General features: G+C 71.9%; 14 protein-coding genes and 1 riboswitch. Of the genes, 6 read left to right on the top strand and 8 right to left on the bottom strand.

Annotated elements, in window-relative coordinates:
• Window positions 1–334: 334 nt before the first annotated feature.
• Window positions 335–1786 carry a gamma-aminobutyraldehyde dehydrogenase gene (locus tag ABZ951_RS16955; protein WP_344093644.1) on the bottom strand — a complete coding sequence of 484 codons (1452 nt, stop codon included), beginning with the start codon at window positions 1784–1786 and terminating at the stop codon, window positions 335–337.
• 180 nt (window positions 1787–1966) lie between these two features.
• Between ABZ951_RS16955 and ABZ951_RS16960 the strand changes: the two genes are divergently transcribed.
• The 6 genes from ABZ951_RS16960 to ABZ951_RS16985 all read left to right on the top strand — a co-directional run bounded on the left by ABZ951_RS16960 (window position 1967) and on the right by ABZ951_RS16985 (window position 8326).
• A complete protein-coding gene (locus ABZ951_RS16960) occupies window positions 1967–2455 on the top strand; it encodes an Lrp/AsnC family transcriptional regulator (RefSeq protein WP_344093646.1) in 489 nt (162 codons plus the stop codon).
• Window positions 2440–3819, top strand: a complete 1380-nt coding sequence (locus ABZ951_RS16965) for an aspartate aminotransferase family protein (protein WP_344093648.1) — start codon at window positions 2440–2442, stop codon at window positions 3817–3819. The genes ABZ951_RS16960 and ABZ951_RS16965 overlap by 16 nt, the downstream gene beginning before the upstream one ends.
• Window positions 3820–4203: 384 nt before the next feature.
• Complete coding sequence (locus ABZ951_RS16970) at window positions 4204–4941, top strand: ATP-binding cassette domain-containing protein (RefSeq protein WP_344093650.1); 738 nt, start codon at window positions 4204–4206, stop codon at window positions 4939–4941.
• Entirely contained in the window at window positions 4923–6128 is a 1206-nt protein-coding gene (locus ABZ951_RS16975; protein WP_361280125.1) for a hypothetical protein, read from the top strand. The genes ABZ951_RS16970 and ABZ951_RS16975 overlap by 19 nt, the downstream gene beginning before the upstream one ends.
• A 57-nt stretch (window positions 6129–6185) precedes the next feature.
• Window positions 6186–7316: a Rossmann fold nucleotide-binding protein gene (locus ABZ951_RS16980; RefSeq protein WP_344097561.1), complete on the top strand. Its 1131-nt coding sequence runs from the start codon at window positions 6186–6188 to the stop codon at window positions 7314–7316.
• A gap of 86 nt (window positions 7317–7402) precedes the next feature.
• Complete coding sequence (locus tag ABZ951_RS16985) at window positions 7403–8326, top strand: hypothetical protein (protein ID WP_344097564.1); 924 nt, start codon at window positions 7403–7405, stop codon at window positions 8324–8326.
• A gap of 84 nt (window positions 8327–8410) precedes the next feature.
• Here ABZ951_RS16985 and ABZ951_RS16990 read toward each other — a convergent pair whose 3' ends face one another.
• The 7 genes from ABZ951_RS16990 to pyrH form a co-directional block, all read right to left on the bottom strand.
• Window positions 8411–9454 carry an ABC transporter ATP-binding protein gene (locus tag ABZ951_RS16990; RefSeq protein WP_344097566.1) on the bottom strand — a complete coding sequence of 348 codons (1044 nt, stop codon included), beginning with the start codon at window positions 9452–9454 and terminating at the stop codon, window positions 8411–8413.
• The gene (locus tag ABZ951_RS16995; RefSeq protein ID WP_344097585.1) at window positions 9455–11068 is read right to left on the bottom strand and encodes an iron ABC transporter permease; all 1614 of its coding nucleotides are present in this window, start codon (window positions 11066–11068) and stop codon (window positions 9455–9457) included.
• 74 nt (window positions 11069–11142) lie between these two features.
• Window positions 11143–12234 (bottom strand): thiamine ABC transporter substrate-binding protein, encoded by a 1092-nt coding sequence (locus tag ABZ951_RS17000; protein WP_344097568.1) that lies wholly within the window; start codon window positions 12232–12234, stop codon window positions 11143–11145.
• Window positions 12230–12335, bottom strand: a riboswitch (TPP riboswitch). (Overlaps the previous gene by 5 nt.)
• 66 nt (window positions 12336–12401) lie before the next feature.
• The gene (gene rlmN / locus ABZ951_RS17005) at window positions 12402–13511 is read right to left on the bottom strand and encodes a 23S rRNA (adenine(2503)-C(2))-methyltransferase RlmN (protein WP_344097570.1); all 1110 of its coding nucleotides are present in this window, start codon (window positions 13509–13511) and stop codon (window positions 12402–12404) included.
• 179 nt (window positions 13512–13690) lie between these two features.
• Window positions 13691–14812, bottom strand: coding sequence for a phosphatidate cytidylyltransferase (locus ABZ951_RS17010; protein WP_344097572.1), 1122 nt, complete (start codon window positions 14810–14812; stop codon window positions 13691–13693).
• Entirely contained in the window at window positions 14812–15369 is a 558-nt protein-coding gene (gene frr, locus ABZ951_RS17015) for a ribosome recycling factor (RefSeq protein ID WP_344097575.1), read from the bottom strand. The genes ABZ951_RS17010 and frr overlap by 1 nt, the downstream gene beginning before the upstream one ends.
• A 167-nt stretch (window positions 15370–15536) precedes the next feature.
• On the bottom strand, window positions 15537–16316 hold the full coding sequence (gene pyrH / locus ABZ951_RS17020; protein WP_344097578.1) for a UMP kinase: 780 nt from the start codon (window positions 16314–16316) through the stop codon (window positions 15537–15539).
• Between the last annotated feature and the right edge of the window lie 70 nt (window positions 16317–16386).

Genomic DNA, 16386 nt, shown 5'->3' on the forward strand with positions numbered 1-16386 from the left:
GATGTGCCAGGCGTCGGTGCACTGTGCCGCGTGCAGGGGCCCTCTCCGGGGTGCCGGGAGGTCGTCGGCGGCTATGCGCCCGGCCGGCTCGGCCGAGCCCGCACGGGCCTGGACCGGGCTGGCCGGCACCGCGCCGATCACGGCCGGCACCAGGGCGTCGGCGCCGCCCTTGACGGTGTTGGGAAACCGGCCGCCATGCCGACCCGGGCGGGCCGCACCAGGCTCCTCGCCCGGGCATCGATGATACCGGCCGGGCGGCGGCCGGTCGCCGAAAGGGCGGCGGCCCCACCGAGAAGTCCGGTGGGGCCGCCGCCCTTGCGGGTGTGAGTCCGGCTCAGCCGAGCGACGTCATCACGTGCTTGACGCGCGTGTAGTCCTCGAACCCGTAGGCCGAGAGGTCCTTGCCGTAGCCGGACTTCTTGAAGCCGCCGTGGGGCATCTCGGCGACGAGCGGGATGTGGGTGTTGATCCACACGCAGCCGAAGTCGAGCTTCTTGGACATCCGCATGGCCCGCCCGTGGTCCTTGGTCCACACCGAGGAGGCCAGGGCGTACTCGACGCCGTTGGCGTAGGTGACGGCCTGCTCCTCGTCGGTGAAGGGCTGGACGGTGATGACGGGGCCGAAGACCTCCTGCTGGACGATCTCGTCGTCCTGCTTGAGCCCGGAGACGACGGTCGGGGCGTAGAAGAAGCCCTTCTCACCGACCCGGTGGCCGCCCGCCTCGATCTTGGCGTGGGCCGGCAGCCGCTCGATGAAGCCGGTCACCTGCTTGAGCTGGTTGGCGTTGTTCAGCGGCCCGTACAGCACGTCCTCGTCGTCCGGCTGCCCGGTCTTGGTGTCGGCCGCGGCCTTGGCGAGCGCCGTCACGAACTCGTCGTGGATCGACTCGTGCACCAGCACCCGGGTGGCGGCCGTACAGTCCTGGCCCGCGTTGAAGAAGCCGGCGACCGAGATCTCCTCGACGGACTTGGCGATGTCGGCGTCCTCGAAGACGACGACGGGCGCCTTGCCGCCCAGCTCCAGGTGGACGCGCTTGAGGTCCTTGGAGGCGGACTCCGCGACCTGCATGCCCGCCCGCACGGACCCGGTGATCGAGGCCATGGCCGGCACCGGGTGCTCGACCATGAGGCGGCCGGTGTCGCGGTCGCCGCAGATGACGTTGAAGACACCCTTGGGGTGGCCCAGCTCCTCCAGGACCCCGCCGATGATCTCGGCGATGAGGACCGTGGAGGCCGGGGTGGTGTCGGAGGGCTTCAGGACGACGGTGTTGCCCGCGGCGAGCGCCGGGGCGAACTTCCACACGGCCATCATCATCGGGTAGTTCCACGGCGCGACCTGCGCGCAGACGCCGACCGGCTCACGGCGGACGATGGAGGTCAGGCCCTCCATGTACTCGCCGGCCGAGCGGCCCTCCAGCAGGCGGGCGGCACCGGCGAAGAAGCGGATTTGGTCCACCATCGGCGGGACCTCGTCGCTGCGCGTGAGCGCCAGCGGCTTGCCGGTGTTCTCGGACTCGGCGGCGACCAGGTCCTCGGCCCGCGCCTCGAAGGCGTCAGCGATCTTCAGCAGCACCTTCTGGCGCTCGGCGGGCACCACATCGCGCCAGGCCGGGAAGGCCGCCTCGGCCGCGGCCATGGCGGCGTCCACGTCGGCGGCGCCCGACAGCGCGGCGGTGGCGTACGCCTCGCCGGTGGCCGGATTGACCACCTCGGTGGTCCGCCCGTCGGCGGCGTCCCGGAACTCCCCGTCGATGTAGTTGCGAAGACGACGCAGCTCGGTGGTCACTTGTGCCACCCCTCCATTCAGATGTCCGCTGGGTGAGACGCCCAGCCTAGTCAGTAGGGCGACGCTTTCGACATACCCATCACCCATGAACAACGGAATCAGTTATTCAGGCATACCTGTACAACGAATTTCATCGGTTCAGGGTTGCCAGACAGTCGAGTCCCATGCACAGTGGTGTCCGTGGCCACTCGTAGTGCAGACCCGAAGAGCGTGCACGGCACGCCGCCGATCGACGCCGTCTCCCTGGCGATCATCGAACAGCTCCAGGAGGACGGCCGCCGCCCGTACGCGGCGATCGGCAAGGCCGTCGGTCTGTCCGAGGCGGCGGTCCGGCAGCGGGTGCAGAAGCTGCAGGACCAGGGCGTGATGCAGATCGTCGCCGTCACCGACCCGCTCACCGTCGGGTTCCGGCGCCAGGCGATGGTCGGCGTCAACGTCGAGGGCGACCTCGATCCGGTCGCCGACGCCCTGACCGCGATGGACGAGGTGGAGTACGTCGTGGTGACCGCGGGCTCCTTCGATCTCCTCATCGAGATCGTCTGCGAGGACGACGACCACCTCCTGGCAACGATCAACAAGCGCATCCGGACCCTCCCCGGCGTGCGCTCCACCGAGAGCTTCGTCTATCTCAAGCTCCGCAAGCAGACCTACACATGGGGAACCCGATAGCCGTGAGCAAGGACCTCTCCCGAACGGCGTACGACCACCTGTGGATGCACTTCACCCGCATGTCGTCGTACGAGAACGCCCCCGTGCCCACCATCGTGCGCGGCGAGGGCACCTACATCTACGACGACAAGGGCAAGCGCTACCTCGACGGTCTCGCCGGCCTGTTCGTCGTCCAGGCGGGCCACGGCCGTGCCGAGCTCGCCGAGGCCGCCAACAAGCAGGCGCAGGAGCTGGCGTTCTTCCCGGTGTGGAGCTACGCCCACCCCAAGGCCGTCGAGCTCGCCGAGCGGCTGGCGCACTACGCCCCGGGCGACCTGAACAAGGTCTTCTTCACCACCGGCGGCGGCGAGGCCGTCGAGACCGCGTGGAAGCTGGCCAAGCAGTACCACAAGCTGACCGGCAACCACACGAAGTACAAGGTCATCTCGCGGGCCGTCGCCTACCACGGCACCCCGCAGGGCGCCCTGTCCATCACCGGGCTGCCCGCGCTGAAGGCCCCCTTCGAGCCGCTGGTCCCCGGCGCGCACAAGGTCCCCAACACCAACATCTACCGCGCGCCGATCCACGGTGACGACCCGGAGGCCTTCGGCCGCTGGGCCGCCGACCAGATCGAGCAGGAGATCCTCTTCGAGGGCCCGGACACCGTCGCGGCCGTCTTCCTGGAGCCCGTGCAGAACGCGGGCGGCTGCTTCCCGCCGCCCCCCGGGTACTTCCAGCGCGTGCGCGAGATCTGCGACAAGTACGGCGTGCTGCTCGTCTCGGACGAGGTCATCTGCGCCTTCGGCCGCCTCGGCACGATGTTCGCGTGCGACAAGTTCGGCTACGTGCCGGACATCATCACCTGCGCCAAGGGCATGACCTCGGGCTACTCGCCGATCGGCGCGGCCGTCATCTCCGACCGGATCGCCGAGCCGTTCTTCAAGGGCGACGCGACCTTCCTGCACGGCTACACCTTCGGCGGGCACCCGGTCTCCGCCGCGGTCGCGCTGGCCAACCTCGACATCTTCGAGCGCGAGGGCCTCAACCAGCACGTGCTGGACAACGAGGCCGCCTTCCGCGCGACGCTCTCCAAGCTGGGCGACCTGCCGATCGTCGGCGACGTCCGCGGCAACGGCTTCTTCTACGGCATCGAGCTGGTGAAGGACAAGGCCACCAAGGAGTCCTTCACCCCCGAGGAGTGCGAGCGGCTGCTCTACGGCTACGTCTCCAAGGAGCTGTTCGAGAACGGGCTGTACTGCCGGGCCGACGACCGCGGCGACCCGGTCATCCAGCTCTCGCCCCCGCTGATCTCCGACCAGTCGACGTTCGACGAGATCGAGCAGATCGTCCGCGGCGTCCTCACGGAGGCCTGGACCAAGATCTGACCCCCGCCCCGGACGGGCCGCCACGGCGGCCCCTCCCTCCCGCCGTGGCCCCGCGCGACCCCCTTCGCTTCACGCGCGCGTGGGCCACGGCATTTTTCCGCCCTTCTGCCGCCGGTCTCCCGCGGACGGCCCCGTCGCCCCGGCCGCCCCGGCCGCACGCCGGACGCGCCCCGCCGCACCTCCGCTCACCGGCGCTGCGCGGGTGCGCTCCGACCGCTGAGCGACGCCCGGGGATGAGGCCGACCGGAGGAAAGTGAGCCACTCCAGCGCCGAGCCTGGGTGGGGGCTAGGATCCCGGTTCCGTACGGTGCCAGTGACCCAATGGCCTCCGGTTCGTTCACCCGGACAGGGGAACGGACCCTTCAGCGACCCGAGGTGCTCGATATGGTGGCCCCGCCGGACAACGACGTGCTCTGGGCACGCGGCCTGCACTACGCATACAGCGGTTCCCCCGCTCTCGCCGGAGTCTCCATCGGCGTGCGCGAAGGCGAGATCCTCGCCGTCACCGGACCACGGGGCTCCGGGAAGTCCACCCTCCTCAAGTGCCTGTCGGGACAGCTCCTGCCCGCGCCCGGCGAGGTGTGGTTCAACAGCGCCCCCGTGCACACCCTCCCCCGCTCCGCGCGGGAGCGGCTGCGCCGCGAGCGGTTCGGCTGGATCGACAGCGAGCCGCACCTCGTGCCGGAGCTGACGGGCTGGGAGAACACCGCCCTGCCCCTGCTGATGCGCGGCACCGGCCACCGGGCCGCCAAGCGGACCGCCATGGAGTGGCTGGAGCGCCTCGACGTCGGCGAGTGCGCCCGCAAGCGGCCCGGGGCGCTGCTGCAGGCCCAGCGCCAGCGGATCGCCGTCGCCCGGGCGCTGGCCACCGAACCGACGGTGATCTTCGCGGACGAGCCGACCGCGCCGCTGCACAGCGCCGACCGCGCCCAGGTGCTGCGCACCCTGACCACGGCCGCCCGCTCGCACCACATCACGGTCGTCATCGCCACCCTCGACGACGAGATCGCCACGCTGGCCGACCGGACGGTCACCCTGGTCGACGGCAGGCGCGGCAGCGGGATCCCGGCGCCGGACGCGCTCGGCGGAGAGGGCAGGGCCGCGTGCTCAGTCTCCGCCTAGCGCGCGGCGCGCACCCGCTCGTCCTGCTGCGCAGGCTGCTGGTCGCCGCCGCGGCGGCGGGCGTCGGCTTCCTGCTGCTGTGCACCCTGGGGTACGCGGTCGCCCACCCCAGGGCGACCGGTCAGGCCGTCGTGCGCCTGGTGTGGTGCGCGGTGCCCTTGGCGGCGGTCGTGCAGTTCGCCCTCGCCGTGGCCCGCACGGACCCCGCCACCCGGCCCCGGAAGGGCCTGGACGCCGCGGGCCTCGGGCCGGTGCGCATGTCCCTGCTCGCCGCCGCGTCGACGGCGATCTCCTGCACGCTCGGCAGCGGTGCCGCCCTCGTGGTCTACCTGGTGCTCCGCGGCGACCTGGGCGGCCCGCTCAGCGGCTCCGCCGCCCGGCTGCTGGACGGCCGCGCCTCCCTGCCGTGGGGCGCGGCGCTCACGCTGCTCGCCCTGCTCCCGGCCCTGGCGGCGGGCACGTGCGCCGTCGCCCTGCGCCCCCGGTCCGACGCGAGGCCGGCCGCGCAGCCGGCCGCCCCGGACGCCCCCGAGCCCCCACCGGCCGCGCCGGCGGCGCCCCGGCCCGGCTACGCGGGCCTCCCCTGGGGCATCGCCATCATCGCGGTCGGCCTCGCCATGGAGGCGTACGTGGCCCGGGGGCCGGCCCCCGCCCCCGACAGCCTCCTCGCGCTGCCCGGTCACGGCACCTCGCCCGGAGTCGTCGGCGGCTGGCTGCTCGCCTCCATGGGGCTGGTCCTGGCCGGGCCCGGGCTCACCCACTGGTGCGGGGCGCTGCTGGCGGCCGGGCGGCCCGGCGCCGTGCGGCTGCTGGCCGGCCGCATACTGCAGGAAGCGGCCACCGGGATCGGGCGCCCCCTGGGCGTCCTGTGCGCGGTCGCGTCGGGCGCCCTCGCGGCGGCCGAGCTGTACGGCACCGCCTGGGAGACGTCGGGGCCCCGCCCCTTCGGCCCGCTCACCGGCCTCGGCGCGGCCCTGGTGATGGCCTGTGTGACCGCCACCGCCATCACCGCCGCCCTGGACAGCCGCCGGAACCGCACCGGCACGACGGCGGCTCTGCTGCGCCTCGGCCTCCCCGCCTCCATGCTCCGCGGCGCGGCCGTCCTGCGCACCTGTGTACTGCTGGCCGTGCTGACCCCGCTGACCTGGACGATCGCGGTACTGACAGCACTTCCCATGACCAGGTGAACGCCATATCCGAGCGCACACCTGACCAGGTGCACGCCATGACGAGGGGGACGGGCGATGGCCGGCGGAGCGGACCGGGAGATCGAGTCGCTGGCGGAGTTCGACCGGGCCGCCGCCGCCCGTTCCCTCAGCGGGTGCCGGGTACAGTCGGTCGACCTGACGGCCCGCACCGCGGAGCTGCTGGCCACCGACACCGCGGACACCGTGTTTCTCGGCTGCCCCATGGAGCCGGACGCCGCCGCGAAGGCGCGGGCCGACGGCGCGCTGGTCTTCCCGCCTGTTCCGGACCTGCCCTTCGACCCGTACCGCGGCACGCTCTACGGACCGGAGGAGCTGTTCGAGAGCCTGGAGAAGGGGTATGGGAACACCCCTGACGCCCTGACGTACGCGTGGTTCGAACAGAGCAGGGCGAGCGGTGACATCTTCGCGTCGATGCTGCGCGCGCTCCACGACGACGCGGTCTCCGACGCCCTGGACGAGCTCCTGGCCGGGCGGCGCGTCGTCGGCGTCATGGGCGGCCACGCTCTGGAGCGCGGCTCCGCGGGCTACGCGAGCGCCGCCCGGCTCGGCCGGTCCCTGGCCCGTGCGGGGTTCACGGTGGCGACCGGCGGCGGGCCGGGCGCCATGGAGGCGGCGAACCTCGGGGCGTACGCCGCGCCCTTCGACGACGCGATGCTGGACGAGGCCCTGGCGCTCCTGGCCCCGGTCCCCTCCTTCACCCCCTCCGTCGCCGACTGGGCCGCCGCCGCGCTGTCCGTCCGCGCGCTGCGGCCCGGCGGCGGGGCCTCGGTGGGCATCCCGACGTGGTTCTACGGGCACGAGCCGCCCAACGCCTTCGCCACGCACATCGCGAAGTACTTCGCCAACGCCGTCCGCGAGGACGGCCTCCTCGCCCGCGCCGGCGCCGGCGTCGTCTTCCTCCCGGGCGCGGCCGGGACCGTGCAGGAGATCTTCGACAACGCGGCCCCGAACTTCTACGGCTCACGCGGTGAGCCCAGGCCCATGGTGCTCGTGGGCCGCGAGCACTGGAGCCGTACACTTCCGACCTGGCCCCTGCTGGAAGCGCTGGCGGCCGGGCGGCCCATGGCCGGCCGGAAGGCCCTGGTCGACGCGGCCGAGGAGGTGCCCGCGGCGCTGGCCCGGCTCACGGGCCGTCAGGAGGAGCCGGCACCCGGTACCGGTTCTTGACCTTTTCTTGACTCAAGGCAACTTCGCCGCCGAAATGCGCGTCTGGTTCAGGAGCACGACGGTTTATCAGGCGAACGGAGCTATTGGTGATCATCGGCCTTCTGACGGCTGTCGCGGCCTCGGCCTGTTATGGAACAGGCTCGGTCCTCCAAGCCGTGGGATCGCGCAAATCGGCCCGCCGGGAGGCCGCCGCGGCCTCCACCTCGGGCACCACCCAGCACGGTGGCCCGAGCCTCTCCTCCACCGCGAAGGCAGCGGTGACGTGGGAGTTCATGGTCGGCACGGTCCTGGACTTCGTCGGCTTCGGGCTCGGCGCGCTGGCCGCCCGGATGCTGCCGCTGTTCCTGTCCCAGACGGTCATCAGCGCCAACCTCGTCGTCACCGCCGTCCTGAGCATCAAGCTCCTGGGCATCCGGCTGACCAAGCCGGAGTGGATGTCGATCGGCGTCGTCTGCTCCGCCCTGGTCCTGCTGGCGACCGCGGCGGGCCACGAGGGCGGCGGGGACGCCGCCCGGTCCACCCACTGGTGGCTGCTGGTCATCTCGGTCGTGCTGATGGGCGGTGGCACCATCGCCGTGCGCCTGATGGGCGGGCGGGCCGCCATCCTGGCCGGTCTGCTGTCCGGCCTCGGCTTCGGCGCCATCGGCGTCGGGGTGCGCATCCTGGACGGCATCGACCCGTTCGACCTGCCCACCCTGATCGCCGACCCGGCGCTCTACGCCATCCTCATATCGGGCTCCGTCGGCATGTACCTGCACACGGTCGCCCTGCAGATCGGCTCGGTCAACGGCGCCACGGCGGCCCTGGTCGTGGGCGAGACCGTGCTGCCCGGCGCGATCGGCGTCCTGCTCCTGGGGGACTCCTCGCGCTCGGGCTTCGCCTGGATGGCCGTCCTCGGCTTCGCCCTCGCGGTGGCCGGCGCGGTCGCGGTCGCCTGGTTCGGCGAACCGGAAGGCGGCGCGGTCGAGGAACCGGAAGCGAAGAAACTCGAACCGACCGCGGCCGGCTGAGGCCCGCGGCCGCGCGAAAGGGCCCGCTGCCCGTCCCCTCGAAGGGACGGGCAGCGGGCCCTTTCCGTCGTCAGGGGCGCGGTGTCAGCCGGCCGCCCCGTCGGCACCCTCCAGCACCACCACGTCGTTGACGTCGAACACGACACCCACCCGGTCCCCGGCCTCCGGCGCCTCCCGCAGCCCGCAGGCCGCCTCCAGCACCGGACCGTCCTCAGGGCGGAGCAGCACCACGACGTGGTCGCCCCGGAACGTCCGGCCGCTCACTGTGCACGGCAGCCCTCCGGCCTCCGGCACCAGGCGGACACCCGTGGGCCGCACGAGCAGCCGGCAGGCGCCCTGCCGCGTCCCCGGGGGGACCGGCACCGTGCCCCACACCGTGTCCGCCCGCTCGCCGCCGACCGTCGCCGCGACCACGTTGTCGAAGCCGAGGAAGCGGGCGACGAACTCCGAAGCGGGCCGCTGCCAGACCTCCAGCGGCGTCCCGGCCTGGGCGATGCGCCCGTCGCGCATGACCACCACCCGGTCGGCCAGGGCGAACGCCTCGCCCTGGTCGTGCGTGACCGCCAGCACCGTGGTGCCCAGGCGGCCGAAGAGCTCCCTCAGCTCCACGACCAGCCGCTCCCGCAGGGTCCGGTCGAGCTGGCCGAGCGGCTCGTCGAGCATCAGCAGCCGCGGCCTGGGGGCGAGCGCCCGCGCGAGGGCGACGCGCTGCTGTTCGCCGCCGGACAGCGCGGCCACGGCGCGCCGCTGGGCCCCGGGCAGGCCCACCATGTCGAGGAGTTCGGTGACCCGCCGCTCCGTCTCGGCGCGCCCCGTCCCGCGCATGCGCAGCCCGAAGGCGACGTTGCCGCCGACGTCCCGCTGCGGGAAGAGCTGGTGGTCCTGGAACATCAGGCCCACTTCGCGCCGGTGCGTGGGCACGCTCGCCTGGTCCCGCCCGGAGAGGAACACCCGCCCGGCGTCCGCGCGCTGCAGCCCGGCGACCACCCGCAGCAGCGTGGACTTGCCGCTGCCGCTCGGCCCGAGCACACACACCGTCTCGTGCTCCGCCACCGCCAGGTCCACCGCGTCGACCACCGCGCGGTCCCCGAAGCGGACCGTCACCCCGGCCAGTCTCAGCAACGACATCTAGAACTCTCCCGAACGGTCGGTGCGGACGCGCTCCAGAACCAGCAGCGCCGCCGCGCACACCAGCATCAGGATCGTGCTGAGGGCCATGGCCTGCCCGTAGTTGAGCTCACCGGGGCGGCCGAGCAGCCGGGCCACGGCCACCGGAAGGGTCGGGTTGTCGGGGCGGGCGATGAAGACGGTCGCCCCGAACTCCCCCAGCGACACCGCGAACGCGAAGCCCGCCGCGACCGCCAGTGCCCGCCCGACGAGCGGCAGGTCGACCTCGCGCCACGCCCGCAGGGGCGAGGCGCCGAGCACCGCGGCCGCCTCGCGCAGCCGGGCGTCGACCGCGCGCAGCACCGGCAGCATGGTCCGTACGACGAAGGGCACGCCCACCAGTGCCTGCGCGAGGGGCACCAGGATCCACGAGGCCCGCAGGTCCAGCGGAGGCTCGTCCAGGGTGATCAGGAAGCCGAAGCCGACCGTCACGGCGGAGGTGCCGAGCGGCAGCATGAGCAGGGCGTCGAAGCCGCGGACGAGCCGGCCGGCCCGCCGGGTGAGCGCGGCGGCCGCCAGTCCGCCCACCACGACCGCGATGCCGGTGGCCGCCAGCCCGTACGCCAGGGAGTTCCCGACGGCCTCCAGCGGGGGCACGACGAACGTCCCGCCGTTGTCCCCCGCCGATGCCAGGGCCCGGTAGAAGGCGAAGCCGAAGCCGTCCGGGCCGTCGAAGGAGCGCAGGACGAGCACCACGAGCGGCAGGACGACGAGCAGCGCGGCCACGGTCAGGACGAAGCCCAGCAGGTTCCACTGGGCGGCGCCCCGCGGGCGGCGGGAGGTGTGCGCGGCGTCGACCAGCTTCAGGGCGGATTCCCTGCGCCGCACCGTCCGGGCGTGCACGGCCAGCAGCACCGCGACGGCCGCGAACTGCACGAGCGTGAGGACGGCGGCCGTCGGCAGGTCCAGCAGCTGCGCGGTCTGCTGGTAGATCTCCACTTCCAGGGTGGCGTAGCGGGGCCCGCCGAGGATCTGCACGACGCCGAAGGAGGTGAAGGTGAAGAGGAAGACCATGAGGGCGGCGGCGGCCACGGCGGGGGCGAGGGCGGGCAGGGTCACCCACCGCCACGCCGAGAACCGGCCGGCGCCCAGCACCCGTGCCGCCTCTTCCTGGCGGGGGTCGAGCTGGGCCCAGAGGCCGCCGACGGTCCGCACGACGACGGCGTAGTTGAAGAAGACGTGGGCGAGGAGGATCGCCCAGACCGTGGTGTCCAGGCGCACCCCCCAGGTCTCGTCCAGCAGCCCGCCGCGGCCGAGCAGTGCCAGGAAGGCCGAGCCGACGACGACGGTCGGCAGGACGAAGGGGACGGTGACCACGGCCCGCAGCAGGTGCTTGCCGGGGAAGTCGAAACGCGCGAAGACGTACGCCGCCGGGAGGGCGAGGGCGAGGGTCAGGGCGGTGGAGGCGGCGGCCTGCCAGGTGGTGAACCACAGGACGTGCCCGACGGCGGGGTCGGTGAGGACCTCGCCGACCCGCCCGAACTGCCACTGCCCGCCGTCCTTGAGCCCCCGGGAGACGATCGCGGTGACGGGGTAGGCGAAGAAGACGCCGAAGAAGGCCAGCGGCACGGCCATCAGCGCGCACCGCACCGCCGCCTGCCGGATGGCCGGCCGCCGGGAGTCGCCCGGGGCGGCCCGCTCCGGGAGGTCTACTTCAGGACGAGCGAGGACCATGCCTTGACCCACTGGTCGCGGTTCTTGGCGATCTTCTCCGGGGCGAGGGTCTCCGGGGAGTCGACCTTCGCGCCGTACTTGGTGAACAGGCCGGGCAGGGCGGCGTCCTGGTGGGCGGGCTTGACGAACATCTTCAGGGGCATGTCCTCCTGGAACTTCTTGTCCAGCAGGAAGTCGATCAGGGCCTTGCCGCCGTCGGTGTTCTTCGCGCCCTTGAGCAGCCCGGCGAATTCGATCTGCCGGAAGCAGGTACCGGTGGCGACCCCGGTCGGGGCCTCCTCGGGCTCCGGCTTGACGCCCATGACCTCGGCGGGCGGGCTGGAGGCGTAGGAGACGACGAGCGGCTTGTCGCCCTTGGCCTTCTTGCCTCCCGCGGAGCCGGAGAAGCGCTCGCTGTAGGCCTGCTCCCAGCCGTTGACGACCTCGACGCCGTTGTCCTTGAGCTTCTTCCAGTAGTCCTGCCAGCCGGAGTCGCCGTACTTGGCGATGGTGCCGAGCTGGAAGGCGAGACCGGGCGAGGAGGTCGCGGGGTTCTCGGTGACCAGAAGGTTCTTGTACTCCGGCTTGATCAGGTCGTCGAACGTCCGCGGCGGGGTGAGCTTGTGGTCGGCGAAGTAGGCGCGGTCGTAGTTGACGCAGATGTCGCCGGTGTCGATCGGCGTCACCCGGTGCTCGGCGGCGTCGGCCTGGAGGTCCTTGGGGACGCGGTCGAGGCCCTTGGCCTCGTACGGCGTGAAGAGGCCCTTGTCGAGCGCCCGCGACAGCAGGGTGTTGTCGACGCCGAAGAAGACGTCGCCCTGCGGGTGGCTCTTGGAGAGGATCGCCTGGTTGACGGCCGTGCCGGCGTCCCCGCCCTTGATGACCTTGACCTTGTATCCGCTCCGGCGCGTGAACTCCTGGAGCACCTCGGGGGACGCCTCGAAGGAGTCGTGCGAGACGAGGGTGACGGTCTTGCTCCCGCCCGCCGACCCGCCGGAGTCGTCCGAGCCGCCGCAGGCCGCCAGCACGGGCAGGCAGACGGCGGTGGCGGCGGCCGCGCCGAGGGCACGCCTGAGGTTGGTGTTCATGATCGAGCTGACTCCCTACGCCGGTATGACCCGGATCAGGTCCGAGGGTCTGCGGGCTGTGCCGCACTCTCAGCGCGCTGGGCGCTCCCCTGTCGGATTGTTCACTTGTGCGAAGGCACCGTATCAGTGCCGGTGCGCGGCGCCACCGGTCAGTACCGGTGGCCGGCTCAGCGCTCGGCGGCGGCCAGCTGGCCGCAGGCGCCGTCGATCTCCTGGCCGCGGGTGTCCCGTACGGTCACGGGGACGCCGTGGGCGGCGATGGCCGCGACGAACGCCCGCTCGTCCTCCGGCCGGGAGGCCGTCCACTTGGAACCCGGGGTGGGGTTCAGCGGGATCAGGTTGACGTGGACGCGCTTGCCCTTGAGGAGCCGGCCGAGGAGGTCGCCCCGCCACGCCTGGTCGTTGATGTCGCGGATGAGGGCGTACTCGATGGAGATCCGGCGGCCGGACTTCTCCGCGTACTCCCAGGCGGCGTCGAGGACCTCGCGGACCTTCCAGCGGGTGTTGACGGGCACCAGGGTGTCGCGCAGCTCGTCGTCGGGCGCGTGCAGCGAGACGGCGAGGCGGCACTTGAAGCCCTCGTCGGCGAACCGCAGCATGGCCGGGACCAGGCCGACGGTGGAGACGGTGATCCCGCGCTGGGAGATGCCCAGGCCGTCCGGCTCGGGGTCGGTGAGCCGCCGGATGGCGCCCACGACCCGCTTGTAGTTGGCGAGCGGCTCGCCCATGCCCATGAAGACGATGTTCGACAGCCGCGCGGGCCCGCCCGGCACCTCGCCGTCGCGCAGCGCGCGCATGCCGTCCACGATCTGGTGGACGATCTCGGCGGTGGACAGGTTGCGGTCCAGCCCGGCCTGGCCCGTGGCGCAGAACGGGCAGTTCATCCCGCATCCGGCCTGGGAGCTGATGCACATGGTGACCCGGTCGGGGTAGCGCATCAGCACGGACTCGACCAGGGTGCCGTCGTGCAGGCGCCACAGGGTCTTGCGGGTGGTGTCGTCGTCGCACGAGATGTGCCGGACGACACTCATCAGCTCCGGCAGCAGCTCGGCCGCGAGCTTCGTCCGGGCCGCGGCCGGGATGTCGGTCCATGCCTCGGGGTCGTGCGCGTACCGGGCGAAGTAGTGCTGCGACAGCTGCTTGGCGCGGAAGGGCTTCTCGCCGATCGCGGCGACCGCCTCACGGCGCTCGGCGGGCGAGAGGTCGGCAAGGTGTCGCGGGGGCTTCTTGGCCCCGCGAGGGGCGACGAACGTCAGTTCTCCAGGCGCGGGGGCCATGAGCGAAAACTCCTCATTGCTACGGGATTGCTACGAGAGCGGATGATCTCCGCACGCGCGGAGCCAGCGGCAGGACAATGCCGGAACCCGGAGATCTCACAGGGGAACCCCCGCGGGCGCGGGGCCGGAAAAGGGCCCGTCGCACGGCGACGAGCCCTTCCAGAGTACCCGGCCCGCGTTCAGGCCGAGCCGACGAAGATCACCATCAGCAGCCACACCACCGGTGCGGTCGGCAGCAGCGAGTCCAGCCGGTCCATGATCCCGCCGTGACCGGGCAGCAGGGCGCCCATGTCCTTGATGCCCAGATCACGCTTGATCATGGACTCCCCCAGGTCGCCCAGCGTGGCGCTGGCCGCGACGGCGAGACCCAGCAGCAGACCCTGCCACCACGCTCCGCCGTCGATCAGGAAGTGCATGCACAGCGCGCCCGCGACCATGGCGAACGCCACGGCTCCGGCCAGGCCCTCGCGGGTCTTGCCGGGGCTGATGCGCGGCGCCAGCTTGCGCTTGCCGAACTTCCAGCCCACCGCGTACGCGCCGGTGTCGCTGACCACCGTGAGCACCAGGAAGGTGAGCACCCGCCACGCGCCGTCGTCCGCGGCGAGCATCAGCGCCACGAACGTCGCCAGGAAGGGCACGTAGAACGCCGCGAAGATGCCCGCCGTGACGTCCCTGAGGTAGTCCTCCGGCGGCTCCGTCATGCGCCACACGAGCACGGCGAGCGCGGTGAAGGCCATGGCGACCCACGCCCCCTCCGCCCCGGTCACATAGCCCGCGATGACCATGCCGGCGCCACCGAGGGCGAGCGGCACCAGAGGCGCCCGGACGGCCTTCCGCTCGCCGAGGCGGGAGGTCAGCTCCCACAGCCCGACGACGACGGCCAGCACGATCACGCCCAGGAAGACGGGCTTGTAGATGAACAGGGAGGCGATGATGACCGCGCCGAGGCCCAGCCCCACCCCTATCGCTGCCCGCAGATCGCGGCCGGCGCTCTTCTTTCCCGCCTTCGGCCCCTGGGGGGACGCAGGCACCTGGGCGGGCTCCTGAGGCCGGATATCGGGCTCCTGTTCATCGCGGAACAGGGGGCCGCCGAGGTCAGCAGCCCCCTGGTCACGGTCGTCCTGGTCTCCGCCTGCGGCGGGCACGATGGGCATGGGGCGAGTCTGCGCCGCGACGCCCGCCTCGTGCACAGGACCCGCCGAGGCCGGGGATACCTCCCCGCCAAGCGAGGGGGAGTATCCCCAGTCGGTGGACCCCCCGTAGCCGGGCCTCGGCGGGGTCCCCCAGGATGTGTCGTTCATCAGACCTCGAGGAGCTCGGCTTCCTTGTGCTTGAGCAGCTCGTCCACCTGCGTGACGTACTTCGCGGTGGTGTCGTCGAGCTCCTTCTCCGCGCGGCGCACCTCGTCCTCGCCGGACTCCTTGTCCTTGACGAGCTTGTCGAGGAGTTCCTTGGCCTTGCGGCGGATGGAACGGATCGAGATCTTCGCGTCCTCGCCCTTGCCCCTGGCGACCTTGATGTACTCCTTGCGGCGCTCCTCGGTCAGCTGCGGGAACGTCACCCGGATGATGCTGCCGTCGTTGCTCGGGTTGACACCGAGGTCCGAGTCGCGGATCGCCTGCTCGATGTTGCGCAGCGCGCTCTTGTCGAAGGGCGTCACCACCGCCATGCGCGGCTCCGGCACCGAGAAGGACGCCAGCTGATTGATGGGCGTCAGCGCACCGTAGTAGTCAGCCACGATCTTGTTGAACATCGCCGGATGCGCACGCCCGGTGCGGATCGCCGCGAAGTCCTCCTTGGCGACCACGACGGCCTTCTCCATCTTCTCCTCGGCCTCGAGGAGGATCTCTTCGATCACCACTTGCTCCTGGTGTTATCAGTAAGCAGAGCCTCGCCCCTGCGCGCGTCTTCTCCTGCACGGTGTCCGACCGGCAGGCAGTTGTCCATCCCCGTGCCGAGGTCTTCCCAAGGCCCGGAGTTGCCGTCCGTGTCAGGCGTGATCGCCACGGACGGCGGTGTGGGCCGTCAGGCCCGCGTGCTCTGGTCGCTCACGAGCGTGCCGATCTTCTCACCCTTGACCGCGCGCGCGATGTTGCCCGCGGCGAGCAGCTCGAAGACGAGGATCGGCAGCTTGTTGTCCATGCACAGGGAGATGGCGGTGGCGTCGGCGACCTTGAGGCCGCGGGAGAGCACCTCGCCGTACTCGAGAGCGTCGAACTTCACCGCGTCGGGGTTCGTCTTCGGGTCCGAGTCGTAGATCCCGTCGACGCCGTTCTTGCCCATGAGGATGGCCTCGGCCTGGATCTCCAGGGCGCGCTGGGCGGCGGTGGTGTCGGTGGAGAAGTAGGGCATGCCCATGCCCGCGCCGAAGATGACGACACGGCCCTTCTCCAGGTGGCGCACCGCGCGCAGCGGGATGAACGGCTCGGCGACCTGGCCCATGGTGATGCCGGTCTGGACCCGCGTCTCGACGCCTTCCTTGACCAGGAAGTCCTGGAGGGCGAGCGAGTTCATCACGGTGCCGAGCATGCCCATGTAGTCCGAACGGGCCCGGTCCATGCCGCGCTGCTGCAGCTCGGCGCCGCGGAAGAAGTTGCCGCCGCCGATGACGACGGCGATCTCGTACCCCTCGCGGACGACCGCCGCGATCTCACGGGCGATGGCGTGCACGACATCGGGGTCGACACCGAGGCCCCCGCCGCCGGCGAATGCCTCACCGGACAGTTTCAGCATGAACCGACGGCGTTTGCCGTGGTCAGCGCTCTGGTCTTCGGCGGCCTGGCTGGCGTCCGCACCCTGATTCATTGGAGATCTCCTCGTGCACATACGAAGAAGGCCATTGCCGGATGGGTCTTTATCAGATCCCTGTGCGGCA

The sequence above is a fragment of the Streptomyces sp. NPDC046215 genome, assembly GCF_040646215.1.
In the GTDB taxonomy this organism is placed as follows: Bacteria; Actinomycetota; Actinomycetes; order Streptomycetales; family Streptomycetaceae; genus Streptomyces; species Streptomyces stramineus.